The following is a 25583-nucleotide window of genomic DNA, read 5'->3' as shown; positions in this document are numbered from 1 at the left end:
GTCTCCTGTCGACCGGAGCCAGCGATTCAACGCTTACTCTGGTCCCATGCAAGGCTGACGCCTTCGAGCGGGCGGTTGCCCGCGCGAGGCGCTATTTCTTCATTTGTGGCACCCGTTGCAAGGGGCGCCGTTGTTGCAACGATTAATCAGTAACTCGAATGATCAGAACGGCATCACGACAAGGCGTGTTTGCGTGAATTCGAGCATGCCGTGCTTGCCGTCGTCGCCGCCGAGTCCCGAGCGCTTCCAGCCAGCGTGATAACCCTGGTAGGGATCGGCGGGCGTGCGGTTCACGTACAGTTCACCGGCTTCGATCTCGTTCGCCACACGCATGGTCGAGCGGTAGCGCTCCGTAAAGAGCACCGACGAAAGGCCGAACTGGTGATCGTTGGCCATGCGCAGCGCGTCGTCGAGCGTCTCGTACGACAGCACCGGCAGCACCGGACCGAAGATCTCCTCCTGCACGATCTCCATGTCCTGGCGGCAATGCGTGAGCAGCGTGGGTGGGTAGAAATGCCCTTTGCCTTCAGGCACGTAACCGCCCGTTTCGAGCTTCGCGCCTTCCGCCACCGCGCGTTCGACCATCGCGTGGATCGCCGATCGAGCGCTGGCGCTCACGAGCGGACCCATACGGGTTGCGTCTTCGGCGCGGTCGCCGAAGCGCACGGCGCTCATCTTCTCGCGCAGCAGCGCGACAAAGCGGTCATGCACGCTGGCGTGCACGTACACACGCTCGATCGCCGTGCAAAGCTGGCCGCAATGCGTGGTTTTCGAGCGCACGATGGCCGTTGCGGCCGCTTCGAGATCGGCGTCGTCTTCGATGATCGCGGGTGTCTTGCCGCCCAGCTCCAGCGACGGCTTGGCGATGTTTTCCTTGCAGTAATCGAGCACCTTGCGGCCCGCGCTCACGCTGCCCGTGAGCGTGATCATGCCGACGTCCGCGTGCGTGCAGAGCACGGCCGCCGTGTCGTGGTCCATGGCCAGCACGTTGAAAATGCCCGGCGGCAGTTCTGCTTCCTGCGCTGCGCGCGCCACTTCGAACGCCGAAGACGGCGTGTTGTTGCTCGGCCGCACGACCACCGCGTTGCCCGTGATGAGCGCCGGCGCGATCTTGCGCAGCAGTGTGTACACGGGGAAGTTGAACGGAATCAGGCAGGCGGCCACGCCGATCGGCTCGCGCATGAGAATGAGGTTTTCGTTTGCGCTGTCGCTCGGAATCACCTCGCCTTCGATGCGGCGCGCCCATTGGGCGTGGTAGCGCAGGATTTCGGCGGCGTATTGCGCTTCGGCAGTTGCGTCGGCGACGCTCTTGCCCGACTCGGCGGCCAGCGCCGCGCCGATCTTCGGCGCGCGCGCGACGATCGCGTCCGCAAAACGGTTCAGGATCACGCCCCGTTCGGCGGCGGGCAACTTGCGCCAGCCACGCTGGGCGGCCTTCGCCGCCTCGACCGCACGAATGGCATCGGCGGCGCTCGCCGCGCTCACCTGACCGATCGCGTCGCCGGTTGCGGGGTTATGGACAGCGATGCGCGGCCCTTCGGCGCCGACGAACTGCCCATTGATGAAATTGAGGTCTGATCGCATGGATTGCTGCCGGTTTGGCGTTGCCGCCGCTTCTTGAGAGAGGGCAGTATCCGTGCGGCATCGGGACGCGACAAACGATTAATTGTCGAGCGAAGCATGCGAAAAACGCATGCTCGCCGAAGGCCGCGCGGCAGCCGCGCGCAGCAAAGCGCGTGGCCTTCGCACGCCGTGCTTGTTATAATTCGATCACGCGGACGAAACAAATCTAACGCTCGCCGGAAGGCAGCCCATTCCGGCGCGCAGCACCCACTCCATGGCCAAAACCGACCGGCTGCGCGCCCTTGCCGACGCGCTCGCCAAACACAACGTCATGCATCTGCGCGATGCCGCCAGCGTGCTTGGTGTCTCCGAAATGACCGTGCGGCGTGACATCGCCGCGAATCCCGAGCGTTTCACGTATCTGGGCGGCTATATCGTGAGCGCGCAGGACGTGCCCAACACCGCCGGCTACTCGCTCGAGCACGAAAAGGACCACTTCGCGCAGGCCAAGGCGCAAGCGTCGGCGCACGCGGCACGGCTCATCGCGCAGAACGACACCGTGTTCATCGACTGCGGCACGACGCTCGCGGCGCTCGCGCGCCTGATCCCTTCGCAGTTGCAAATCACGGCGGTGTGCTATTCGCTCAACGTGGCCGAGATTCTGCGGCGCATGCCCAATGTGCGCATGATCTTGCTGGGGGGCGTATATGTGCCGTCGTCGGACTCGTTTTCCGGCGAGGAGAGCCTTGAAACGCTGCGCCGCATGGGCATCAACAAGGCGTTTATTTCGGCGGGAGGTGTGGACGCCGCGCGCGGCGTGACATGCTGGAACTTCCACGAAGTGGCGCTCAAGCAGGCCGCCATGGCCAGCGCCGTAGAAAGCCATCTCGTTGTGGACGCAAGCAAATACGGCGTCGTGAAAGCGTGGCGCTTTTCGCAGATGGACGACTTCAGTTCCATCATCACCGAAAAAGGCCAAACGCTGCGCGCGCACGGCGCTTAAGCGCCGACCGGCCACGAAGGCCGGTCGCTCTGAGTGCCTGCTGGCTTAGCCACGCCGGCGCAGCGCGAACAGCGTGCCCGCCACCAGAATGAACGCGCCGACAATCACCTTCTGCCAGGTGCTCGGCACGCCCACGAGAATGAGCACGTTGTTGATGAGCGTAACGAGCGCGACGCCGAGCAGCGTGCCCACGACCGTGCCGCTGCCGCCCGTAATGCGTGCGCCGCCCAGGATCACCGCCGCGATCACGTCGAGTTCCGAGCCCACGAGGTCGAACGGATTGGCGAGGCGGTTGTTCGAAACGTGCAAAATGCCCGCTACGCCAGCGAGAAACCCGGTATAGCCGAACACGAACAGCCGGATCGCGCGCAGGTTGAAACCGAGCCGCTCCGCAATGGCCGTGCTGCCGCCCATGGCGTACACGCCACGCCCCATCATCGTGCGGTTGAGCAGCCACCACGTGAGAATCGCGCCCGCCACGAGCGCGATCGCGGAAACGGGCAGTACCGCGTTGAGCCCGTCGGCGGTCTTGTACGCAATGAGCGGAATGCGGCCGAAGTGGTCCATGCTGTGCGGAATGTTCATGAAGAACGTCGTGCCCACGAAGGTGAGCAGCAGGCCGCGATATAGGTATTGCGTACCGATCGTTACGATCAGCGACGGCGCTTGCAGCCGGTGCACGAGCATGCCGTTGATCACGCCGAGCACGATGCCGCCCACCGCGCCCGTGAGCAGAATGAGCGCGAACGGCGCGTCGGGCCACCACGCGAACACGGCCTTCGTGATCGCGTACATCGTGAGCGCGCCGATGGCCGTGAACGACACATCGATGCCGCCCGAAGCCAGCACGACAAGCGTGCCGAGCGCGAACAACGACGTGGTCGTCGCCGAGTGCAGCAGGTCGAACAGCGTCGCCCACTGGAAAAAGCGCGGGTTGATGGAGGCCACGATCACGCAGGTCATGACGATCAGCGTGGCCGTGAACCACTCGGGATTGCGGGCGAGCTTCGCGCGCCAGTTGAGCGGCACGCGCTGGCGCGCGACTTCGACGGTGTTGGACGACGTGCTCATTATCTGATTCATGCTCATGCGGTGTCCGGCAAAACGTTACGCGAAATTCAGGCCGCTTCGGCAAGCAGCGCGCGGTACAGCTCGGCCTCGGTCAGGCCAACGGCGTGGTGCTCTTCGGCGAGGCGGCCTTTACGCATCATCAGCACGCGGTCGCAGTTCTGCAGCAGTTCGGGCAAGTCGTCGCTCACGAGCAGAATGCCGATGCCACGCTGCGAGAGCCGCTGCATGATGCGATAGATGATGTCCTTCGAGCCGACGTCCACGCCCACGGTCGGCCCGTGCAGAATCAGCACGTGCGGGTCGATGGCGAGCCAGCGGCCTATCAATACGCGCTGCTGGTTGCCGCCCGAAAGCGACTGCACGGCCTTATCCACATCGGGCGTGGCGATCTGCAGTTCCTTCACGGTGTTCTCGGCCAATGCGCGCGCACGCGTGCGGTCGATCTGGCCGAAGCGGTCACGCAGGCTCGCGATCATCGCCGTGATCACGTTGTCGCGAATCGGCTTGTCGAGGAAAAGGCCTTCGTTCAGGCGGTCTTCCGGCACATAGCCAATGCGCGCGCGTCGCGCGTCGCCGGGCGTGGCAAGCTTGATCGCACGGCCCTCGAGCACGATCTCGCCCGCGTCGGCCGGCGCAACGCCCGCAAGCGCACGCGCGAGTTCGTTGCGGCCCGAATCGAGCAGGCCCGTCACGCCGAGAATCTCGCCGCGATGCAGCGTGAACGACACGTCGCGAAAGAGGCCCGAGCGGCCAAGGCCGCGAACGTCGAGCAGCACGTCGGCTTCGGCCGCGACGTTGCGGTACCGTTCGGTGGAGAGCGCGCGGCCAGTCATCAGTTCGCTCAACTGCGCCTTGGTGTAATTCGTAATCGGGCCTTGCGTCACTTTCTGGCCATCGCGCAGCACGATCACTTCGCCGCCAATCGCGTAGCACTCGTCGAGCTTGTGGCTCACGAACAGCACGGTCACGCCCTGCGCGCGCAAGTGCGCGAGCACGGCGATCAGGTTGGTGACTTCCTTTTGCGTGAGCGAGGTCGTGGGCTCGTCCATGATGACGAACTTCGCTTCGCTCGCAATGGCGCGCGCGATCGCCACGAGCTGGCGTGTGGCGAGCGGCAGTTGCTCGATGAGCGTCGCCTGAAAGTCGGCGTCGCCTGGCAGCCCCACGGCCTTCAGCGCGCGCTCGGCCGTGCGGGCGAGTTCGCGGCGGTCGAACGTGCGAGCAAGGCGCCCCGCATGTTCCGCGAGTTCGGTCGTGAGCCCCACATTCTCCGCCACGCTCATGTTGGGCAGCAGCGAAAGATCCTGATAGACGGTCTCTATGCCCGCCGCAAGCGATTCGAGCGGCGAGAGCCGCGCATGGCGCGCGCCGTCGATCACGAGTTCGCCTTCGTCGGGCGGTTGCGCACCGGAGATGATCTTGATGAGCGTGCTCTTGCCGCACCCGTTCTCGCCGAGCAGGTGATAGATCTGCCCGCGCTCGAACGCGAGCGTCACGCCTCGCAAGGCGTGCACGCCCGTAAAGCGCTTGTGCACGCCGAGCACCTGCAATAACGGTTCTGAAGCCATGTCGTCTCTTCGTGACGTTACGACCAGGCGCGCGCTTGGGCCTCACGACCGTTGCGCGCGCCACCTTCTGCCGATCAGAAGTTGTATTGCTTGTAGTTCGACTTGTCGACGCTCACCCAACCCTGGCCGCGCACGATGATGCCCTTGCCCGGACCCTTCGACACCGTGACCTTCTCATAGCCCGGCAAGCCGAGATTCGCGCCGTTTTCGACCGTCTTGCCGTCGATCAGCATCATCGCGATCTTGTTCATCGCCATGCCCGCCAGCTTCGGATCCCAGAACGCAATACCGTTGATCGCGCCGCTTTCGAGGTACTTGCCGGCTTCGGTCGGCAGGCCCGTGCCATACACGCAGATCTTGCCCTGCAGGCCCGCTTCCTCGACCGCGCGGCCAATGCCGATCACGTCGAGCGACGACGAGCCCTGGAAGCCCTTGATGTCCGGATGCTTGCGCAGCACTTCCTTGGCCACTTCATAGGCGTGCTCACCGTCGTTGTTGGTCTCGAGGTTCGTTTCGACGAGCTGCATCTTCGGGAACTTCTTCTTCGCGTTGTCGATGCCGCCGTCGGCCCACTGCACCTGCGAGCGGCTGCCGAGCGATCCGACCATCGTCGCCCACTTGCCGTCGTTGTGCATGCACGAGGCGAGGCGGTCGTTGAGCGCGGCGCCGTAGGCGGAGTTGTCGAACGCCTCGACGTCGACCATGGTGTTCTTCTCGTTGTCGGCCTCATGCGTAACCACCTTGATGCCGCGGTCCATCGCCTTCTTGAGCGCCGGCTCGAGCGTGGGCGGATCGTACGGCACGACGGCGATCGCGCTCACTTTCTTCGCGATCAGGTCGTCGATGATCTTCAGTTGCTGCGCGGCGTCCGCGCGGCCCGGCCCCGTCTGGTAGACCGAAACCTTCGGGTTGTCCTTGCCGAACTCCTTGATGCCGTCGTCCATGCGGTTGAACCAGCTGATGCCGGTCACCTTCACCACCGTGACGATGGTCGGGTTTTCCGCCGCATACGCCACGGCCGCCATGCCAGCGGCAAGTGCACATGCTGTGATTGCCACGCTGAGTCGCTTGATCTTCATGTCATGTCTCCGTTTCTTTTGTGTCGATCCGCAGTTTGTGCGTCGGCACTTACTGCGGTCCCATGCAACGCAAGCTCTCGCCCCGAATTAGATGGCGGCGGACCTCCGAGGCTCGAGGCCCGCCTGTTGCACGGTTCAGCCGGTCAGCCCGAGGTCCGCCCTTTGCCCGCAGACGGGGAGCCCCCGAAACCGAAAATCGCGCGTACCCGCTCACCGCCCGCAAAGGCGAGCGAAAGCAACAGCAGGAAGCCCCAGGCGCAGTCGCCGAAAAACTGCGAAACGCCCATCAAATTGAAGAGGCTCGAAAGGAATTGCAGCACCGTCGCGGCAAAAAACACGCAGATGATGCGTCCATAGCCGCCCGCCGGATTTACGCCGCCCATCACCGCGATGAGAATGGCGATCAGCAGATAGGAATTGCCGTAGTCCCATTTCGCGCTGAGCGTGTGCGAAACGCTCACGAGCCCCGCAAGCGAAGCGAGCACGCCGCACATCGCATAGGTCATGATCAGCATGCGCGCACGCGGAATACCTGCATAGAACGCCGCGCGCTGGTTCGTGCCCATGAGGTAGAGGCGCAGCCCGAACGGCGTGCGCCTGAGCAGCCAGCCCAGCAGCACGACCACGGCCACGAATAGCAGGAATGAGATCGGCACCTGGAAGAACGTGCCGTTGCTGATGTCGGCCAGCGGTTCGACATAATCCACGTGCACCGAGGCGCCGTTGGAAAGCGCCACCGCGAAGCCCGTGAAAAGCAGTTGCGTGCCGAGCGTGCAGAGAATGGGCGTGAGCCCGAGGCGCGCGATCAGCACGCCGTTGAGCAGGCCGCCAATGAGCCCCATGCACAGGACGATCACGCAAAAGAGCGTCGTATAGAGCACGGGTGAGTCGTCGCCGCTCACGAGGCGCGGCACCACCAGCGCGGCGATCATGCCCGAAAGATTCGCGAGCCCGACGCCTGAAAGGTCGATGCCGCCGTTGCCCGAAAGCATGGAGAGCATGATGCCAAGCGCGAGCAGCGCGACTTCGGGCAGTTGCGCGCCCATCGACTGCAGGTTGTCGATGCCGACGAACTGCCCGCGCGATACCCAGACCGCGACCAGCACGACCAGCAGGTTCACCGCCAGCAGGAAGTTCAACTGCCGGTCGCCGAACCATTTGGCAAAGAGTGCAGACTTCATGGACCTCATCCTTTGCGGTGTGTTGTCACCTGGCAATGCTTAACGTGCTGCGCTCAATGCGCGTCGGCGCTCGCCGTGCGCGCAAGCATCGCGTCGACTTCTTCCTTTCGCGGCATGGAAGGCGCGGTGCCCGCGCGCGTGACGGAAATGCCCGCCAGCGCACAGCCAAAGCGCGTGGCCGTGAGCGCGTCGTCGCCGCGTGCGAGCGCCGCCGCGAAGCCGCCCGTGAAGCCATCGCCCGCGCCCGCCGTTTCCACGACCGGGCCGCAATTGAACGCGGGCAGCAAGACCGAGTCATCGCGCGTATGCAACAGCGCACCGGCTTCGCCCAGCGTCACGATGACCGCGCCCGCGCCCTTGGCGAGCAGCACGTCGGCGGCGCGGCGCGCGTCGTCGGCGTTGCGGATCTCGATGCCGGTGAGCGCCTGCGCCTCGGTCTCATTCGGCGTGACGTAGTCGCACAGCGGGAAGATGTCGTCGGGTAGCGCGATGGCGGGCGCCGGATTGAACACGGTCTTCACGCCATGCCGGCGCGCGAGTTCGAGGCCGCGCCGCGCCGCCGCGAGCGGCTGTTCGAGCTGCGTGACGAATACCTGGGAGGCCGCAATATCGGCTTCGATTGCTTCCGCGTCGCCGGGCTCCATCGTGGCCGCCGCGCCCGCCGCGACGATGATCGCGTTCATGCCGGTCGTGTCGTCCACGAAGATGTGCGCCGCGCCCGTGGCCAGGCCTTCCACGGCCCGGGTGCGCGCCGTGATGCCTTCGGCGGCCCACGTCGCCCGCGCGATATCGCCGAACGCGTCGTTGCCCACGCGCGTGCAGAACACCACCTGCGCGCCCGCGCGGGCGGCCGCCACCGCCTGATTCGAGCCCTTGCCGCCGGGCCCCATCGCGAATGCCGAGCCGGCGAGCGTCTCGCCGATCATCGGCATGCGGCTCGCACGGAACGCGAGGTCGGTCACATAGATGCCGAGGATGACGACGCGTCCGCTCATTGGCCTGGCTCCTTCGCACGCGGCGCGTCGGGCGCAAGCAGCACGCCTTTGGTGAACACGAAGCAGCCGTAGCCACGCGTTTCCCCCGTGGCGATCACGCAGTAGGCCTTGCGGGCGCGCGCGTAGAACGCATGACGCTCGATGGGCGCGAACGGCACGGAGCGGCCTTCCGCGGCATCGACTTCGGCCTGCACTTCGTGCTGCACCGTGGGGATCGTGTTGGGCTCGCCCACCACTTCCATGCGCATGGCCGGGGATTCGACGAACGTGTCGAGCGGCAGCACGGAGAGAATTGCGCGCACGGCGCGAGGCGCATCGGCGCCGTCGATGCGCAGCAGCTTGCCGAGCACCGTTGCGCGTGCAACCGAGTCGGCGGGAAAGTTGGCGTCGCAAACGACGAGTTCGTCGCCGTGACCCATTGCGCGCAGCGCCTGGAGGACATCGGCATTCAGAAGCGGGTCGAGATTCTTCAGCATTTTTTGTCTCCTGTCGACGGCACTTAGCGCTTTAGCGCTTAGTGCCGTCCCATGCAAAGCTGTCGACCGGAGTTAGTGCTTCAGCACTTACTCCGGTCCCATGCAAAGCTGTCGGCAGCACTTGGCGCTTCAGCGCTTAGTGATGCCCTTTGGCGTTCTCTTGTTCGAAACGCTCAGTCGCCGTACGGTATCCAGATGTTCTTCACCTGCACGGCCTGGCGCAGGAACGGCAATCCTGCGCTCGTCCGGTCGAACCAGTCAACCTCGCGGCCATGATCGACGAAGGTGCGCTTCAGGTTGCCGACCGATTCGCGCTCCACAAGGGACGAATCGGCCGCCGTGCCGAAGCACCAGAGCGCGTCCACATCGTCGTGCTTCGCCAGCGCCGGCAGCAGCGCCGCTCGCTCGCCGGTCAGAATGTTGAGCGCACCCGCGGGCACATCCGAAGTCTCCACGACCTGATAAAAATCCGTTGCCGCCAGCGGGCATGCCTCGCTCGCCAGCGCCACCACGCGGTTGCCCATTGCGAGCGCCGGCGCGATGAGCGAAACGAAGCCAAGCAGCGGCGCTTCGTCGGGGCAGGCGATGCCGACCACGCCTAGCGCCTCGTGCATCGCGAGCGCAACGCCGCGCAACGGCGGCGTATGCACCGCGCCATCGAACTTGTCGGCCCACGCCGCGTAGCTGAATAGCCGGTCGATGGCCATTTCCACTTCACGCTCGGCCGCGCGCGCGTCATGTCCCGCGCGGCGCGAAAGTTGCCGCGCGAATTCTTCGGCGCGCGCGCTCAGATTTTCCGCGAGGTAGTACAGCACCTGGGCGCGAGCGTGCGTGCTCATCTGCGTCCATTTGCTCGCACCACGCGCGGCGGCAACGGCGTCGCGCACGTCCTTGCGGCTACCCGCGGCAACTTCGCCCACCCACTCGCCATTGGGCGCGTACACGGCGTGCGAATAACCGCTATCGGGCCGCACCTGCTTGCCGCCGATGAAAAGCTTCGCAGTGCGATCGAGACCTGTGCCTGCATGCGCAAAGTCTTGTGCGGGCGAGCGCGCCTTGCGTTGCGCGCGCATCGGCAGCGTGCTCCAGGCTGCGGGCTTCAGATATTCGAACACGCCTTCGCGGCCGCCTTCGCGCCCGAAGCCCGATTCGCGGTAGCCGCCAAAGCCCACGCTCGCGTCGAAGAGGTTTGTCGCGTTGATCCACACCACGCCGCATTGCAGGCGCGGCGCGATGTCGAGCGCGCGACCGATGGTTTCGCTCCACACGCTCGCGGCGAGTCCGTAGCGCGAATTGTTCGCGAGCGCCACGGCCTCTTCCGGCGTGCGAAAGCTCATAGCCGCGAGCACCGGCCCGAAGATTTCTTCCTGCGCGAGCGTCGACGCCGGTCCCACGCCCGTAACTAGCGTGGGCGGATAGAAACAGCCGCCCGACGGCAGCTCGACTTCGCGCGGCTGCCACACGTTGCAGCCTTCGCGCCGCCCGGCTTCCACGAGCGACTCGATGCGTTCGAGCTGCACCGGATCGACGATCGCGCCAATGTCGATGCCCTTGTCGAGCGAAGGCCCCACGCGCAGCGTCGCCATGCGGCGCTTGAGCTTTTCGATGAAGCGCGCTTCCACGCCTTCCTGCACGAGCAGGCGCGAACCCGCGCAGCACACCTGGCCCTGGTTGAACCAGATGGCGTCCACCACGCCTTCCACCGCGCCGTCGAGGTCGGCGTCGTCGAAGACGATGAACGGCGACTTGCCGCCCAGTTCGAGCGTGAGCGACTTGCCCGTGCCGGCCGTCGCGGTACGGATGAGTCGGCCCACTTCGGTCGAGCCGGTAAAGGCGATCTTGTCGACGCCCGGATGCTCGACGAGCGCCGCGCCCGTGCTGCCGTCGCCCGTCACCACGTTGAGCACGCCCTTGGGCAGCCCCGCGCGATGCGCCAGTTCGGCGAACAGGAGCGCGGTGAGCGGCGTGTATTCGGCGGGCTTGAGCACCACGCAGTTGCCGAGCGCGATAGCGGGCGCCACTTTCCACGCGAGCATCAGTAGCGGAAAGTTCCACGGCACGATCTGACCGATCACACCAAGCGGCGACCAGCCAGGCAGTTCGTTCTCCTGAAGCTGCGCCCAGCCAGCGTGATGGAGGAAATGGCGCGCCACGAGCGGAATGTCGATATCGCGCGCCTCGCGAATCGGCTTGCCGTTGTCGAGCGCTTCGAGCACGGCAAAGAGGCGGCTGTGCCGCTGCACCATGCGCGAAAGCGCGTAAAGATGACGTGCCCGCGCCGCGCCGCCCATGGCGTACCACTCGGGCTGCGACGCGCGCGCTGCCGCCACGGCCGCCGCCACATCGGCCGCGCCGCCTTGCGCCACGGCGGCGAGCGCCTCGCCGGTGGCCGGCGCGCGCACTTCGAAGCGCGCACCATCGCCACTCTCGCGCCATGCGCCATCAATGAAATGCCCGAACGTGGCTTCGTGCTGCGCAAGCCAGGCGCGCACGGGCTGATCGTCCTCGGGGGCGGGACCGTAATCCATCGTTCGGAAGTACTCGGCTACGCTCATCGGTATGGTCTGCTCAGGCTACGGGGTGGCGGTGGAAGGCGGAATAGCGGCCGCTCACGTGGTGTTCGAGCTGGCGCTCGATGTCGGCAAGCAGGCTCGACGCGCCGAAGCGGAACAGCTCGGGCTCGAGCCAGGGCCGCCCCAGCTCTTCCTTCATGAGGATCTGGTACGCAAGCGCGGTTTTGGCGTTCGAGACGCCGCCCGCGGGCTTGAAGCCCACCAGCGCGCCGGTGCGCTCGCGGTATTCGCGGATCATGCGCACCATGACGAGCGAAACGTCGAGCGTGGCATTGGTGCCTTCCTTGCCCGTGGACGTCTTGATGAAGTCCGCGCCCGCCATCATGCAGACCATCGAAGCGCGGGCAATGTTCGACAGCACGCGAATGTCGCCGGTGGCGAGAATCGCCTTCAGGTGCGCGTGGCCGCACGCCGCGCGGAAATCGCGCACTTCGTCGTAAAGCGCGCGCCAGTTGCCGGTTAGCACGTACTCGCGCGTCACGACGATGTCGATTTCCTCGGCGCCGTCCTTAACGGAGGCCTCGATTTCCTTGAGCTTGAGCGCGTGCGGATTGAGGCCGGCCGGAAAGCCGGTGGACACCGCCGCAACGGGTATGCCGCTGCCCGCCAGCGAGTCCACGGCCGCCGCGACGAAGCGGTGGTACACGCACACCGCGCCCGTGGTGATGGCCTCGGGCGCGAAGCCGAGCGCGGCCAGCAGGTCGGCGCGCACGGGGTGGCGCGCCTTCGTGCACAGGCGCCGCACGCGGCCCTCGGTGTCGTCGCCGTTGAGCGTGGTGAGATCGATGCAGGTGATGGCCTTCAGGAGCCACGCGGCCTGCGCGTCCTTCTTGACCGCGCGGCGCGTGCCGAGCGTGGCCGTGCGCCGCTCGACGGCGGACTGGTTGACGCGCAAGGCGTCGAGCCACGCCGCGTCGAACGCCACGCCGGCGTTGCGCGCGCCATGCGCAGCGTGCTGGGCGGGCGCGCCGCGCAGCACGACGAGCGAGTTCGTTGAGGCTTCTGACATAGGCTGGGAGGCGAATTTGTGCAATGCACATCAAACCGTGGTGGTTTATTCGCACTCATCCTATACCGATGAAACGATCGTGACAATACTCGTTACAATCCTATCTATCACACTCGGGACGTGAGAACGCCGGCGCGCGCGTTCAAGCCTCCGCGCGAAGCCGCCGTTTGCGCGTATCCGCGCGCCGGGTTCAGAACTGCAATCGATAACGCACGAAATCGTCGGCTTGCGCGAATTCGTCGTAGAGCTTGCGCGCGGGGTTGTCCTCGCGCGTGTGCCAGTAAAGACGCGACCATGCGCGCGAACGCGCCAGCGCGATGAGGTCTTCGATAAGCCGCCTGCCTATGCCCTGGCCGCGGCAGCCGGGATCGACGAAGAGGTCTTCCAGATAGCAGATCGGCGCGTCCACCCATGTGCCTTCATGCAGCACGCAGAGGCTGAATCCCGCCAGCTTTCCCTCGACTTCAGCCACGCGCGCGAACAGCGGCGCGTTCGCATCGAGCATGCGCTGCCATGTTCGCTCGCTGATGTGCGGCGCGACGCGCGTTTCGTAGAACGCGTTGTAGCCGGCCCAAAGGTGGAACCACGCGTCGCGGTCGGCGGGCGCGACATCGCGGATCAGGATCGCCGCAGACATTCAGGACGCCGCCGGGTCTCTCAAGCTGGCAAGCGAGGCGCGTTGCTGGCCGTGCGCGTCGAAGTTCTCTTTCGAGAGCCACTTCTCGAACGCGGCTTTCACGAGCGGCCAGTCCTGGTCGATGATGGCGAACCACGCGGTGTCGCGGTTGCGGCCCTTGTACACGATCGCCTGGCGGAAAATGCCCTCGAACTGGAAGCCAAGACGCAGCGCCGTCTTGCGCGAAGGCGCGTTCAGGCTGTCGCATTTCCATTCGTAGCGCCGGTAGCCGAGGTCGTCGAACGCGTAGCGCATCAGCAGGTACTGCGCCTCGGTCGAAACCGGCGTTTGCTTCAGGCGCGGCGAAAACGTCACGCTGCCCACTTCGATCACGCCATGCACCGGCTCGATGCGCATGAGCGCGAACGTGCCCACGGCCTTGCCGCTCGCGCGGTCGATCACAGCGTAATGGAACGGGTCGCTCGATGCGGCCGCTTTCGCGAGGTACTCGCGAAACGCCGCGAAGTCGGTGAACGGCTCGGCGAACAGATAGGTCCAGTCGCGCCCGTCGGCCGCCGTGCCGTACGCTTCGAAGAGATCGGCGGCATGCCGGTCGAGGTCGATGGGCTCGATGCGGCAGAACCGACCTTCGATCGTCACGCGCGCGGGCCGCTCGCGCGGCTGCCAGCCGGTTACCGGGTCGCCTATGGGCTGCTGGAATTCGTTCAGTCTTGCTGACATGCGTGACAAGCTCCTCTTGCGCGAGACAGATAGGGTATCCGCACAAAGGTAACGTAGCCGTGGCTCCGTGAAAAGGTCCACGGTTTATGGCTGCGGTGGAGCCACAACCGGACTTGAACTCCACCGGTTCTCGCGGCGTCGCGGCGGGCGTGTCCTGAGAGATGCATGCGCGCGCAACGATTCGCGAGTTTTCGCTTTGATTGACCGTATCAGCGCACGGCACGTGCTGACTCGATCCTCAACGCCGCCCGCCCGCCAGCCTCACCGCGTCGGGATGACGGCGCAAGCGCAGCATCGCGACGCAACCAAGCGCCGGCCCCACGGCCAGCATGCCGAAGCCGCCCCGCCATCCGAGCCACGCCACCGCGTAAGGCACGAGATGAATGCTCACCAGCGTGAGCAAAAAGCCCGCGCAGGTTTGCGCGGTCAGCAGCGTGCCGACCGAGTCCGGATCGGCCAGTTCGGCCACGCTCGCCGAAAACTGCGCGGAATCGGCGATCACCGAGACGCCCCACACGAGCGCGACGGCCCCCATTACGGCAAGCGGCGCGTTGGCCAGCCAGCCCATGAGCGCCGCGCACGTTGCGCTCGTCGCCATGGCGCCCACCGTGACGGCCGTGCGCCCCACGCGGTCCGCCAGCACGCCGCCTAGCCACGCGCCTGCCGCGCCGATCGCGATCACGCTGAAGGTCATCCATTCCGCGCGCGTGCGGGCGTTGGCCATGCCACGTGCGATAAAGGTTTGCTGAAGAAACAGCGCGAGCCACGCCCACATCGCGTAAAGCTCCCACATGTGGCCGAGATAGCCGAGATTGGCGAGCCGCAAGGCGGGCTTACGCCACGCCTGCGTGACCTTCGCGAAGTCGATGCGCGTGGCGCGCCGGATATTCGGCCCGATGCCCGCAAAGCCGATCAGCACTGCGGCGCACGCCGCGCATGCGGCGGCGACGCCATAGATCGTGCGCCAGTCGAGCCCGCCCGTCGCGGCCAGCAAATGCGGGCTCGCCGAGCCGAGCGTGAGCGCGCCGACGAGGAGGCCAACGAGCAGGCCGAGATCGCCCTTCGCCCAGGTGGCCGCGAGCCGCATGCCGACCGGATACACGCCCGCCATGCACATGCCGGTGACGAAGCGCAGCGCGACGACCGCGCCGCCAACCGGCGGCAGGAACGCGAGCGAGGCGGTAGCGACGGCCGCCACGAGCGCGGAGCCCGCGAGCAGCCTGCGTAGATCGTAGCGGTCGGGCAGCGAAAGCAGCGCCGAAGTGATGGTGCCCGCTACGAAGCCGCACTGCACGGCGCTCGTGAGCAGCGCCTCATCGAACGCCGCAATGGCGTGTGCCTGCTTGATGAGGGCCACCACCGTGCTCGACGAAAACCACACGCCCATCGCCGCCACCTGCGCGAGCAGCAGCAACGCCAGCGATGCGGCCTTGCCGCGTTGCGCCGCGCCTTGCCCAGGCGACCCCGTTTCGTCAGGAGAACGGGAACCGCCAGCCCCTTGAGAAGGCGTGCGCGCCACGCTCAGACCGCCGCCGCTGCGTGCGCCTGCGCAAGCACGCGATGAAACGCGCGGCCGAACCAGATCAGCCCGTCACGCCCGCCCACCATGCGTGCCGCCTTGATCTCGCAGAAAAACACCGTGTGCGTGCCGACTTCGGTCGTGCGCGTAATGTGGCAATCGAATGAACTCACCGCGCCGCGCAGTGCAGGCGCCCCCGTTTCGAGCCGATACCAGTCGGCGAGCGCGAAACGCTCGTCCATGTCGATGTCTTTCGTGGCGAAGCGCGTGGCCACCTCGCGCTGGTCGGCCGCCAGCACGTTCACGCAAAGCCGGCCGTTCTCGCGCAGGATCGCGTTGTTGCGGCTCGTGCGGTTGATGCAGACGAGCAGCGTGGGCGGCTCGTCCGTCACGCCGCATACGGCGGACGCCGTGCACCCGGCGCGCCCGGCGTCGCCATCGGTCGTGACGATGTTCACGGCGGCCCCAAGACCTGCCATGGCGTCACGAAAGAGGGATTTGTCTACCATGTTCTTGCCCGCTTGCCGCGGTCTCCTCGTAGCGGGAATTCAGTGTCCGATGCTCATGCGTCGTTGGCGCGCGCGCCGCGATAGCGTGCCGCCGCGTGCGAGGCCGGCAGACGCGCGCCGCCGGAGAGCTTTTCGCGCAGCGTGCCCTCACGATACGCGCTCTTGTACGCGCCGCGCGTTTGCAGTTCCGGCACCAGCAGTTCGACCACGTCGTCGAAGCACTCCGGCACCACCGTGCGCGAAAGATTGAAGCCATCCACGCCGGCCGTTTCGCTCCACTCGATCAGCGTATCCGCAATGCGCTGCGCCGAGCCCACCCACGGCGCCTGGCGGCTGCCGAGCACCATTTGCTCGAGCAGCTTGCGGCGCGTCCATTGCGGCCCGGCGCTGCGCGTCATGGCTTCGACGTTCGAAACAATCGCCTGGCTCTGGCCTGTTTCGATCGGCTCGTCGAGATCGTAGCGCGCGAAGTCGATGCCAAGCGAAGCCGCCGCGTGTGCGAGCGCCGCTTCGGAGCTCACGTAGCGCCGGTAGTCTTCGAACTTCTCGCGCGCTTCGTTATCCGTGCGTCCGACGATCAGCGTGGCGCCAAGAAAGACCTTCACGTCGTCGGCCGCGCGTCCGAGTTGCACCGCCTGGCGCCGAATGTCTCCGACGATCTCCTTCACGCCGTCCATCTTCTGACCATTGATGAACACGCACTCGGCGTGCGTCGCCGCAAAGCGCCTTCCGCGCGTGGACGATCCCGCCTGGTACAGCACGGGCGTGCGCTGCGGCGACGGTGCGCACAGGTGCATTGCATCCACCTTGTACTGCGGCCCGCGATGATGAATCATGCGCACGCGCGCCGGGTCGGCGTAAATACCGCCCGCGCGGTCGTTGATCACCGCATTGTCGTCCCAGCTGCCCTCCCAGAGCTTGTACACGAGCGACATGTATTCGTCGGCCAGATCGTAACGGTCGTCGTGGGCGTTCTGCCCGTCCATGCCGATCGCGCGCGCGGCGCTATCGAGATAGCCTGTGACGATGTTCCAGCCGATGCGCCCGCCCGTGAGATGGTCGAGCGTGGACATGCGCCGCGCAAACAGAAACGGCTGCTCATAGGTGAGATTGGCCGTCACGCCAAAGCCCAGATGCTGTGTAACCGCGGCCATGGCGGGAATGACGAGCGTAGGGTCGTTCACCGGCACCTGCACCGCGCCGCGCAGCGCGGCATCCGCGTTGCCGCCGTAGACGTCGTACACGCCCACGACATCCGCGAAAAAAATGCCGTCGAACAGGCCCCGTTCGAGCTTCTTCGCGTAGTCGGTCCAGTACTGCAGCTCCGTATAGCGGCTCGACTGGTCGCGCGGATGCGTCCACAAGCCTTGCTGAATGTGGCCCACGCAGTTCATGTCAAAAGCGTTCAGACGGATTTCACGCGGCATGTCGGCTCCTTTTCGGCGCACTCGATGCCATCTACTATAGTAGACGAACGGATACTAATGAAACCGGGATTTGATCCGGGTTAACTCGGATGCCGTTCGATCTGCTAAACAGCGCGCCGCGACTGGCCCCGTATAATCGACTCGCTCGCGCCCCAACGCCAACCTTCCAGGTATGAACCGACCGCTCACCGATCCCACCTCCGCCATTTCCACGCGCGTGCGTATCGAGCGCGAATCGCGCGGCTGGTCGCTCGCGGACATGGCCGAGCGCTCGGGTGTTTCCAAGGCCATGATCAGCAAGATCGAGCGCGGCGAAGCAAGTCCCACGGCGACGGTGCTCGGCCGGCTTTCGGGCGCCTTTGGCCTGCAGCTTTCCATGCTCCTCGCGCTCGCCGAGCAAACTGGCGAGCGCTTGAGCCGCGCCGCCGATCAGCAGCTCTGGCAAGACCCCGAAACCGGCTATACGCGCCGCGCCGTCTCGCCGCGCAACGGCGGCATGCTCGAACTCGTGGAAATCGCGTTGCCGGGCGGGGTTCGTGTTGCGTATCCAGCGTCGGCGTTTGCGTTCCAGCATCAGCAGATCTGGGTGCGCAGCGGCACGCTGGTATTCGAGGAAGGCGAGCAGGTTCATACGCTCGAAGCCGGCGACTGCCTCCAGCTCGGGCCGCCTGCCGCCTGCGCGTTCTTCAATCCGGGCAAGGGCCCGTGCGTCTACGTCGTGGCGCTCGTGCGCCGCTGAATGCGAGCACGCGTTGGCGCGGCCGCTGTCTTTCATCGTTGAATCGGCTATGGCGCAGGGGTTTTGCGCGCATGGCGCGTGCGCACCCAATGCGAGTAGCCGAATGTGAGCATTTGCTTATATTCTGAAGTCCTCAGGCGGTAACGGCACAGGGCCGCCGCCACACCATGAGAGACCGACGATGAATGACGTGATTCAAGCCATGAAGCTCAATCACCTGAGCTTCCCCTCCTCCGACACCGCCGCAACGGCGGCCTTCTTCGAACGCCACCTGGGATTCACGATAGCGGGAGCGTGGGACCAGTCGTTTATCCTCAAGCGCCCCGGCTACGACGTTGTGATCGACCACGCAAGCGGCGACGCGCCGGCGTGGCCCGAGAACTTCCACGTGGGCTTCGAGCTGCCGAGCCTCGACGCCGTGCGCGACCTGTATGAGCGCTTCGCGGCGGAGGGCGTCCACATGGAAACCGGCATCTTCAACAATGGCCGCGGGTCACGCTTTTTCTGCCGCGCGCCGGGCGGCGTGATGTTCGAAATGAACACTCGAGCGGACGCCGCTCCCGAATATCGCGGCACGTTTGACAACTGACTGGTGTGATTGCCAATCTCGATCAAGCCGTTTTTTAATGTTTAGTCATGCTATGCAGTTACGCGCCGTTTCTGCATTAGCGAAAGGAGAATTCCATGAACACATTGACCTCGCCTCAACTCGCGCCGTTGCTGGATCGCCTGTTCGACGAAGCCGATGCCATTTCCCCGGCGTCCATTTCCGCAGTGGCCGCACTCGCACCCGAGGAACGCACACGGCTGATGCACAGCAAGACGGACTATCTCGACTTCTACGGCCGCCTGAAGGACATTGCCCTTCCCGTTTCGCGAGAAACGGGCATGCTGCTCTACATGCTGGCGCGCGGCGGTCGTGCGCGGACCATCGTCGAATTCGGTACGTCGTTTGGCATTTCCACGCTGCAGCTCGCGGCGGCGCTGCGGGACAACGGCGGCGGCCGGTTGATTACGTGTGAATTCGAGCCGTCCAAGATCGCGCGAGCCCGCGAAAACCTCATGAGCGGCGCACTATTCGATCTCGTGGAAATTCGCGAAGGCGATGCCTTGCAGACGCTGAGTGTGGACCTGCCCGATTCGATCGAGCTTCTGCTGCTCGATGGCGCGAAGGCGCTTTACGGCGACGTGCTGAGCCTCGTTGAGTCGCGCCTTGCGCAGGGCGCGTTCGTCGTCGCGGACAATGCCGATGAGAGCCCCGACTATCTCGCGCGCGTGCGTGCACCGGGGAATGGGTATCTCTCGATTCCGTTCGGCGGGGATGTGGAGGTTTCGATGCGGGTGGGTGTTGGCAAACCCTCGTGAAAAAACACCCCAAAGGTTGGATCAATGTCCAACTTTTGGGGTGCGATTCACAAGCGGAGCGCTTCTTTAACTGGGTAACGTGTCTGCTACCCCGCGCTTCCGAACCTGCGATTAGAACCGATGGTACATGCCAATGTTGGCTTGAACCTGGTTGCCGCCCGATGCGGTGTTGCCGAAGTCAGCAGCCGAAGCCTGAGCGCCCTGAGCATGAACGTAGGCACCCATTGCGTAGACCGACGTGAGCTTCGACAGCGCGTACGTCGCACCCAGCGAGACCTGGTTGATCGAAGCCATGGTGCGGCCCTCAGCGGCTTGCGCAGGCGTGGCTTGCGAACCGTAGACGTACGTGTATCCCGCAGCCAGCGACAGCGCCGGGGTTGCCTGGTACTGCAGAAGGCCGCCCAGCACGTTGAAGTGAATCGACTGTTGGCCGTCGTTGCCCTGGTACTGCGCGTTCGAGTAACGCAGGCCGGCCGTGTACGGACCAAACTGGTATTGACCGGCGATCTGAGCGATGCCCGCGCTCTTGAACGCATTGCCGCCGTAGTAACCCGAGCTCGGATAGCCCAGCGCACCACCGAAGGACGGTTGTGCCGTTGCGTTCTGCCAGCCGGCCTCACCCTGGTTTGCGGCGTGGAAGTAGCCGCCAGCGACCGTCAGACCACCCTGATCGTAGTCCGCAGCCACCGACCACGACTGACCCGAGCCCATAGCACCGGCAACGCCGCCGAACGAGTACGCGCCTTCAGCCTGGAAGCCGTGGAAAACCGGCGAGATGTACTTCACCGCGTTGTTCTGGTTCGTCGTGTTGTCGTTGTTGTCCACGTCGCCCGGGGTCGAGAACGTCGACGCCGAAATGGCGTCGCCCGTGAGGCCTTGAACCATTTCCGTCACGGCGTCGATCTGGCGACCCAAACGCACGGTACCGTACTGGTCCGAAGTGAGGCCTACGAACGCCTGGCGGTTGAACAGCGAACGCGAGGAGCCAATCGGGCCCTGGCCGCCAATGCCACCGGTGGCAATGTTGAAGCCATTTTCGAGCTTGAAGACTGCCTTGAAGCCGCCGCCGAGGTCTTCCTGACCCTGCATGCCCCACTTGTTCGAACCTGAGGCGCCGCCGTCGAGGCTGACCTTCGAGTGGCCGCCGACGTTGGAGGTGTAGCCGATACCGGCGTCGAGCATGCCGTACAGGGTGACCGACGACTGTGCCATTGCTGCCGAGGATGCTGCGAAAGCGGCAACCGCGATAACGCTTGCCTTGATGTTGGTGTTCTTCATCTGTAATTCAGTAACCAGTAGTCTCTTTTGGATTGATGTACTTTTTTGTTGCGCGCCGGAGAATACGGTACCGCCCTGCAACTCAAGAAACGAAAAAAAATGACTGTCGCGAAAACGTAACAGTAGGCGCAATGTCTTGTGGAGCGGGCGATCGACGGATTGCGCCACATTATCGACGCCGGATTGCCCCCTTCAATTATTACGAGATTTGATACAATTGGGGTCGCATTCACTTAAATGGTGCATGCGCGGGTGCCGCGCGAGCCGGTCTGAGTTGGGTGCCGCGCCAGGTGGCGGCGTGCGGCAACTGCAGTCATGGCAATCGCCGCGACCGCTTTCAGCAGCACTGAACGCTATGGATGACGCTTGACGAAACGGGCGACGGCCACGACCGTGACCATGTGGCGGCTGGAGATGATCAACGTATACCCGGGTGGCGCAGATTAGGTATTTCGCACCGCGATTTATGCGCCGTTGCGGTCGACGATCCAGTCATCTGGAAGGTCGCAAAATGGGCAGTGAAGGGGCATGCCGCGCTCGCACGCCGTAAAACGAGCGGCTGCGCCTTCACGCCGCTCGTCGCGTCTCCAGATATTGGCTCGGCGCTTCCCCCAGCACGCGACGAAAGGCGAATGAGAACGCGCCAGGACTCGCGTACCCAAGGTCCAATGCAACCCGAGTCACGGGCTCCCCTCCACTCAAACGCTCGATGGCAGAAAGCAGGCAGACCTGCTGGCGCCACTCCGCAAAACTCACGCCGGTCTCTACACGAAAAAGCCGCGTAAGCGTTCGCCGGCTCATTCCGACTTCGGCGGCCATCATGTCCAGCCCGACGGCGATCGATGGCGCGTCAAGCAGCATCCGGCACGCGCGAACGAGACGAGGATCACTCGGCAACGGCGCATGGAGTGAGAGTCGCGGCATTGACGCTATCTCCGCCACGAGCAGGCTCATCAGCTTGCCTGCACGCCCACCAACGTCGTACATGGCCGGCAAATCGATGGCCTCTTCGAGCAATTGTTTGAGAAGGGCCGAAACGCCGTAGACGTAACAATGGGCCGGCAGTTGCGCATCGCGCGCTTCTTCCAGCGACACGAAAGCGTTGAGCATGGTGACGGGCCCGCGCATCGTCATTTCGTGCGCTACACCGGCGGGCACCCAGCACGCTCGCTGCGGCGGCACGAGCCACCGGCCTTCCGGAGTCGCCACGCTGATCGTGCCGCGAGAGGCAAACGCGAACTGACCGCGTCGATGCGCATGCACGGGAAATGATGAGCCGGCCGCGTATTCGTTCGCGGTCACGACCACGCTGCGAGGAATGTCTTCGAAGGGATCGACCAAGGTATTTCGCATGGCCCGAATTCTACAGTGATTGACCCGTTTTAGAAGGCGGGCCTCGGTCATCCGACTTACGATCTGCCCATCCCATTCATTTCGGAGTCGATATGCCCAATACGTTTCATCGCGTGGGACATGGCCCTCACCCCGTCCTCGTTCTGCACGGCTGGTTCGGTGACGCTCATTCGTTCGAGCAGATTGAACCCTGGCTGTCTGGCCACGCCTTCAGTTACGTATTCATGGACTATCGCGGCTACGGAAAAATGCGGGAAGCGCGCGGAGACTACACGGTCGATGAGATCGCCTCCGATGCGCTGGTGCTTGCCGATGCGCTCGGCTTTCACACCTTCAGCCTGATGGGTCATTCAATGGGCGGCATGGCGATCGAACGGATTGCGACACGTGCTCCCGAGCGGGTCAGGGCACTGGTTGCAGTCGCGCCGGTTCCATGCGGCGGCATTGCATACGATGCGGCAACGCGGCGCCTGCTCGAAGACGCCGCCGGGTCCATCGACAATCGCAGAACCATCATCGATCGCAGCACCGGCGGACGGTTACCCTCGTCCTGGGTCGACTGGAAAGCCGCCTGGTCGGCAACGCATTCCTGCCCGCATGCGTTCGCCGCGTACTTCCGTGCGTGGGCCGATACCGACTTCAGCGACGCGATCACCGGCAGGCATCCGGTGAAGGTGCTGGTGGGCGAGCACGATCCCACCTTCAACGCCGCATTGATGGCCAAAACCTACCTCCTCCGCTATCCCCGGGCCACGGTTGAGATACTGAGGAACGCCGGCCACTATCCGATGAATGAAACACCCCTCGCGCTTGCCGCGGCCATCGAATCCTTCCTTATCGAAACGGCCGTGGCCGCGAGTCCGTCCCAAAACGGCGCCGATGCTCCTCCGGATCGCCCCGCTTGCGCGGAAAATTGATTCATGCCCGAGGGCGATCAGCCCTCCACTCGCGCCTTCACAATCTTCCCCCGCTGCAGCACATACTCGATCCGCTCGCCCTCACCGGCCACGACGCCAATGTCGTCGAGCGGATTCCCGTCGAGCACCACCACATCGGCAATGGCGCCCGCCGCGATCACGCCCAGTTCGCCCTTCATGTTCACGATCTCCGCAGCCACGCTCGTAGCCGAACGCAACGCCTCCAGATTACCGAGCACTTCCGCGCGGATGCGGAATTCGCCGGTCTGGAACGCGTGCATCTCGCCGAGCAGGTCGGAGCCGAAGCCCATCTGCACGCCGGCCTTTGCATAGATTTCCAGCGATTCGCGCCCCTTCTGCTGCACGGAAGCCACCTTCGCCACCGAATCCGGCGGCAGTCCGAACTGCGCGCCGTGTGTGGCCAGTGCGTCGTAGGTCACGAGCGTCGGCACCACGAAAGCACCGAACTCGCGCATCACCTGCGCGGCCGCTTCGTCCACGAGATTGCCGTGCTCGATCGTGCGCACGCCGCAGCGCACCGCGCGCGCAATTGCGCGACCCGTGTACGCATGCGCCATCACATAGGTGTTCGCCGCTTGCGCCTCCGCCACGATGGCGCGAATTTCATCTTCGGAGTACTGGGTATTGTTGATGGGGTCCGTAGGCGAAGCCACACCGCCCGACGCCATGATCTTGATCTGCGTGGCGCCCTTCTGGATCTCCTCGCGCACGGCGAGGCGCACGGCATCCACGCCATCCACCACGCGCGCAATCGCGCCCGTGCGAAAGCAGCACGAGCACGGTTCGAGCAGGTCGCCTCGCGGGCGGAAATCGCCGTGACCGCCCGTTTGCGAGAGCGCCTTGCCCGAGGGGAAGATGCGCGGCCCGGGCACGAGGCCCGTTTCCACGGCCTGCCTCAAGCTCCAGTCGGCGCCGCCCGCGTCGCGCACGCTAGTGAAGCCGCGCGAGAGCATGGCGTCGAGAATCGGCAGCGAGCGGATGGCCGCGAGAATATTGGGCTGCATGGCGTTCGCGCCGAGATTCGCGTTCGAGGCGAGCACGTGCACGTGACAGTCGATAAAGCCCGGCATGACGGTCTTGCCGCGCACGTTGACCACGTTTGCATTCGGCAGATCGATGGGGCGATCGGTCACTTCCACGATGCGCTCGTCTTCGATCACGACGTGATGGTGTTCGAGCAGCACGCCGCGTTCGAGATCGAGTACGTTGCCGCCTTTGAGAACCGTAATGGCCATTGTCTGGATTCCTTATAGAGTCGTTCAGTTCGCGCGCCGCATGTCCTTCACGAAGAAGGTGCCAACCAGGCTGATGGCGGCCGCAACGATCACATAGAGCGCGGGCGCCATGTTGCTGCCCGTGCGGGCGATGAGCCACGTGATCAGGAACGGCGCGAAGCCGCCGAAGATCGTGACCGCGAAGTTGTAGGCCACCGAAAGGCCGGTCGAGAGCACCTTGGTCGGGAACAACTCGGAGAAGGCCGCGAGGATCGGCCCGGTGTAGGCGGCGATCAGCACGCCGAACACGGCCTGAAACACGATGAGCGAAGCGAAGCCGGGCGCGTGGTTGATCCACGTGAACATGGGCCATGCGAGCACGAGAATCAGGAACGCGGCGCCGCTCAGGAACACGCGCCGGCCCCACGCATCCGCCAGCTTGCCCACAATGGGCGCGCCGCACATGATCATCAGGCCGCCTACCATGCCCGCGGAAAAGCCCGTCGACTGCGGCAAGTGCAGCGTGCGCACCGAATAGGTCGGCATGTAGAACAGCAGCACGTAGGTGCAGACCGTCCAGAGAATGACCATGGAAAAGCTCGCGAACGTCTCGCGCGGGTAGCGCTCGAACACTTCCTTGAGCGGCGAATTGTCTTTTGCCTGCGCTTCCACGGCGCTGAACGCGGGCGTTTCGTCGATATGGCTGCGGATGTAATAGCCGACCGGCCCCACGAGAATGCCGATCAGGAACGGCAGGCGCCAGCCCCAGCTATGCAGCGACTGCGCGTCGAGCGACGAGGTCACGAAGGTGCCCGTGGCCGCGCCCAGCAGCACGGCAAAGCCGATGCTCGACTGAATCCAGCTCGAATAGTAGGCACGCTTGCCCGGCGGCGCGTACTCGGTAAGGAACGCCGTGGCGCCGCCCATCTCGCCGCCTGCGGAGAAACCCTGCAGCAGGCGCGCAAGCACGATCAGCAGCGGCGCGGCGATACCGGCTTGCTCGTAGGTGGGCGCGAGCCCGATGAGCGCGGTGCCGAACGCCATCAGCAAGATGGTGAGCGAGAGCGCGGCTTTGCGGCCCACCTTGTCGGCATAGATGCCGAGCACGATGCCGCCTACGGGCCGCATGAAAAAGCCCACGCCGAAGGTCGCCACCGTGAGCAGGACGGAGGTCAGCTCGTTGCCGGTTGGAAAGAACAGCTTCGCGATGATGACAGCGAAGAAGCTGTACACCGTGAAGTCGAACCACTCGAGGCCGTTGCCCAGTACCGTCGCGATGATCGCGCGGCGGCGCTGCTGCGCGGTTGTCGCGACGGCGTCATGCGCGACGCGAGGTGAAAGCGTTCCTTGCATGGTGTCTTCCTGA

The 25583-nt window shown here is 64.8% G+C and carries 21 protein-coding genes and 1 pseudogene; 5 read left to right on the top strand and 17 right to left on the bottom strand.

What is annotated here, in order from left to right; translation table 11 throughout:
* Positions 1-162: 162 nt before the first annotated feature.
* Positions 163-1584: an aldehyde dehydrogenase gene (gene aldA / locus U5A65_RS03860; protein WP_321908090.1), complete on the bottom strand. Its 1422-nt coding sequence runs from the start codon at positions 1582-1584 to the stop codon at positions 163-165.
* A gap of 253 nt (positions 1585-1837) precedes the next feature.
* Between aldA and U5A65_RS03855 the strand changes: the two genes are divergently transcribed.
* Positions 1838-2566, top strand: coding sequence for a DeoR/GlpR family DNA-binding transcription regulator (locus tag U5A65_RS03855; protein WP_321945525.1), 729 nt, complete (start codon positions 1838-1840; stop codon positions 2564-2566).
* A 45-nt stretch (positions 2567-2611) separates the two neighbouring features.
* On the opposite strand, the gene U5A65_RS03850 is transcribed toward U5A65_RS03855, so the two are convergent.
* From U5A65_RS03850 to U5A65_RS03795, 12 genes and pseudogenes are all read right to left on the bottom strand, one after another.
* A complete protein-coding gene (locus U5A65_RS03850) occupies positions 2612-3649 on the bottom strand; it encodes an ABC transporter permease (RefSeq protein WP_321934655.1) in 1038 nt (345 codons plus the stop codon).
* A gap of 35 nt (positions 3650-3684) precedes the next feature.
* Positions 3685-5205 carry a sugar ABC transporter ATP-binding protein gene (locus U5A65_RS03845; RefSeq protein WP_321908096.1) on the bottom strand — a complete coding sequence of 507 codons (1521 nt, stop codon included), beginning with the start codon at positions 5203-5205 and terminating at the stop codon, positions 3685-3687.
* Positions 5206-5279: 74 nt separating this feature from the next.
* The gene (locus U5A65_RS03840; RefSeq protein WP_321908099.1) at positions 5280-6284 is read right to left on the bottom strand and encodes an autoinducer 2 ABC transporter substrate-binding protein; all 1005 of its coding nucleotides are present in this window, start codon (positions 6282-6284) and stop codon (positions 5280-5282) included.
* A gap of 143 nt (positions 6285-6427) precedes the next feature.
* Positions 6428-7465 carry an ABC transporter permease gene (locus U5A65_RS03835; RefSeq protein WP_321945524.1) on the bottom strand — a complete coding sequence of 346 codons (1038 nt, stop codon included), beginning with the start codon at positions 7463-7465 and terminating at the stop codon, positions 6428-6430.
* 53 nt (positions 7466-7518) lie between these two features.
* Positions 7519-8460, bottom strand: coding sequence for a ribokinase (rbsK, locus tag U5A65_RS03830; RefSeq protein WP_321945523.1), 942 nt, complete (start codon positions 8458-8460; stop codon positions 7519-7521).
* A complete protein-coding gene (locus U5A65_RS03825) occupies positions 8457-8936 on the bottom strand; it encodes an RbsD/FucU family protein (protein WP_321945522.1) in 480 nt (159 codons plus the stop codon). The genes rbsK and U5A65_RS03825 overlap by 4 nt, the downstream gene beginning before the upstream one ends.
* Before the next feature lie 173 nt (positions 8937-9109).
* Complete coding sequence (locus U5A65_RS03820; protein WP_321945521.1) at positions 9110-11491, bottom strand: aldehyde dehydrogenase family protein; 2382 nt, start codon at positions 11489-11491, stop codon at positions 9110-9112.
* A 13-nt stretch (positions 11492-11504) separates the two neighbouring features.
* Positions 11505-12518, bottom strand: a complete 1014-nt coding sequence (deoC, locus tag U5A65_RS03815) for a deoxyribose-phosphate aldolase (RefSeq protein ID WP_321945520.1) — start codon at positions 12516-12518, stop codon at positions 11505-11507.
* A gap of 190 nt (positions 12519-12708) precedes the next feature.
* A pseudogene (locus U5A65_RS03810) lies at positions 12709-13875 on the bottom strand (GNAT family N-acetyltransferase).
* Between the two features lie 238 nt (positions 13876-14113).
* On the bottom strand, positions 14114-15394 hold the full coding sequence (locus U5A65_RS03805; RefSeq protein ID WP_321945519.1) for an MFS transporter: 1281 nt from the start codon (positions 15392-15394) through the stop codon (positions 14114-14116).
* A gap of 2 nt (positions 15395-15396) precedes the next feature.
* Entirely contained in the window at positions 15397-15903 is a 507-nt protein-coding gene (locus tag U5A65_RS03800) for a flavin reductase (RefSeq protein ID WP_321908113.1), read from the bottom strand.
* A 53-nt stretch (positions 15904-15956) separates the two neighbouring features.
* On the bottom strand, positions 15957-17330 hold the full coding sequence (locus tag U5A65_RS03795) for an LLM class flavin-dependent oxidoreductase (protein WP_321945518.1): 1374 nt from the start codon (positions 17328-17330) through the stop codon (positions 15957-15959).
* Between the two features lie 172 nt (positions 17331-17502).
* Between U5A65_RS03795 and U5A65_RS03790 the strand changes: the two genes are divergently transcribed.
* The 3 genes from U5A65_RS03790 to U5A65_RS03780 all read left to right on the top strand — a co-directional run bounded on the left by U5A65_RS03790 (position 17503) and on the right by U5A65_RS03780 (position 19434).
* Positions 17503-18069 carry an XRE family transcriptional regulator gene (locus tag U5A65_RS03790; RefSeq protein ID WP_321908116.1) on the top strand — a complete coding sequence of 189 codons (567 nt, stop codon included), beginning with the start codon at positions 17503-17505 and terminating at the stop codon, positions 18067-18069.
* A gap of 181 nt (positions 18070-18250) precedes the next feature.
* Positions 18251-18658, top strand: coding sequence for a VOC family protein (locus tag U5A65_RS03785; protein ID WP_321945517.1), 408 nt, complete (start codon positions 18251-18253; stop codon positions 18656-18658).
* 95 nt (positions 18659-18753) lie between these two features.
* Positions 18754-19434: an O-methyltransferase gene (locus U5A65_RS03780; protein WP_321945516.1), complete on the top strand. Its 681-nt coding sequence runs from the start codon at positions 18754-18756 to the stop codon at positions 19432-19434.
* 111 nt (positions 19435-19545) lie between these two features.
* Here the strand turns inward: U5A65_RS03780 and U5A65_RS03775 are convergent, their stop codons facing one another.
* Together U5A65_RS03775 and U5A65_RS03770 are read right to left on the bottom strand one after the other, a co-directional pair.
* A complete protein-coding gene (locus U5A65_RS03775) occupies positions 19546-20712 on the bottom strand; it encodes a porin (protein WP_321908120.1) in 1167 nt (388 codons plus the stop codon).
* A 567-nt stretch (positions 20713-21279) separates the two neighbouring features.
* Entirely contained in the window at positions 21280-22065 is a 786-nt protein-coding gene (locus U5A65_RS03770; protein WP_321945882.1) for a helix-turn-helix transcriptional regulator, read from the bottom strand.
* Between the two features lie 92 nt (positions 22066-22157).
* Here U5A65_RS03770 and U5A65_RS03765 point away from each other — a divergent pair, with 92 nt between their 5' ends.
* Positions 22158-22982 carry an alpha/beta hydrolase gene (locus U5A65_RS03765; protein ID WP_321945515.1) on the top strand — a complete coding sequence of 275 codons (825 nt, stop codon included), beginning with the start codon at positions 22158-22160 and terminating at the stop codon, positions 22980-22982.
* A gap of 17 nt (positions 22983-22999) precedes the next feature.
* Here the strand turns inward: U5A65_RS03765 and U5A65_RS03760 are convergent, their stop codons facing one another.
* Together U5A65_RS03760 and U5A65_RS03755 are read right to left on the bottom strand one after the other, a co-directional pair.
* Positions 23000-24238 carry an amidohydrolase family protein gene (locus U5A65_RS03760; protein ID WP_321945514.1) on the bottom strand — a complete coding sequence of 413 codons (1239 nt, stop codon included), beginning with the start codon at positions 24236-24238 and terminating at the stop codon, positions 23000-23002.
* A 24-nt stretch (positions 24239-24262) separates the two neighbouring features.
* Positions 24263-25570 (bottom strand): MFS transporter, encoded by a 1308-nt coding sequence (locus U5A65_RS03755; RefSeq protein WP_321908124.1) that lies wholly within the window; start codon positions 25568-25570, stop codon positions 24263-24265.
* Positions 25571-25583: the final 13 nt, after the last annotated feature.

It is taken from the genome of Paraburkholderia sp. J10-1, assembly GCF_905220165.1.
GTDB lineage: Bacteria > Pseudomonadota > Gammaproteobacteria > Burkholderiales > Burkholderiaceae > Paraburkholderia.
This window is presented reverse-complemented; position numbering and strand designations above follow the sequence as displayed.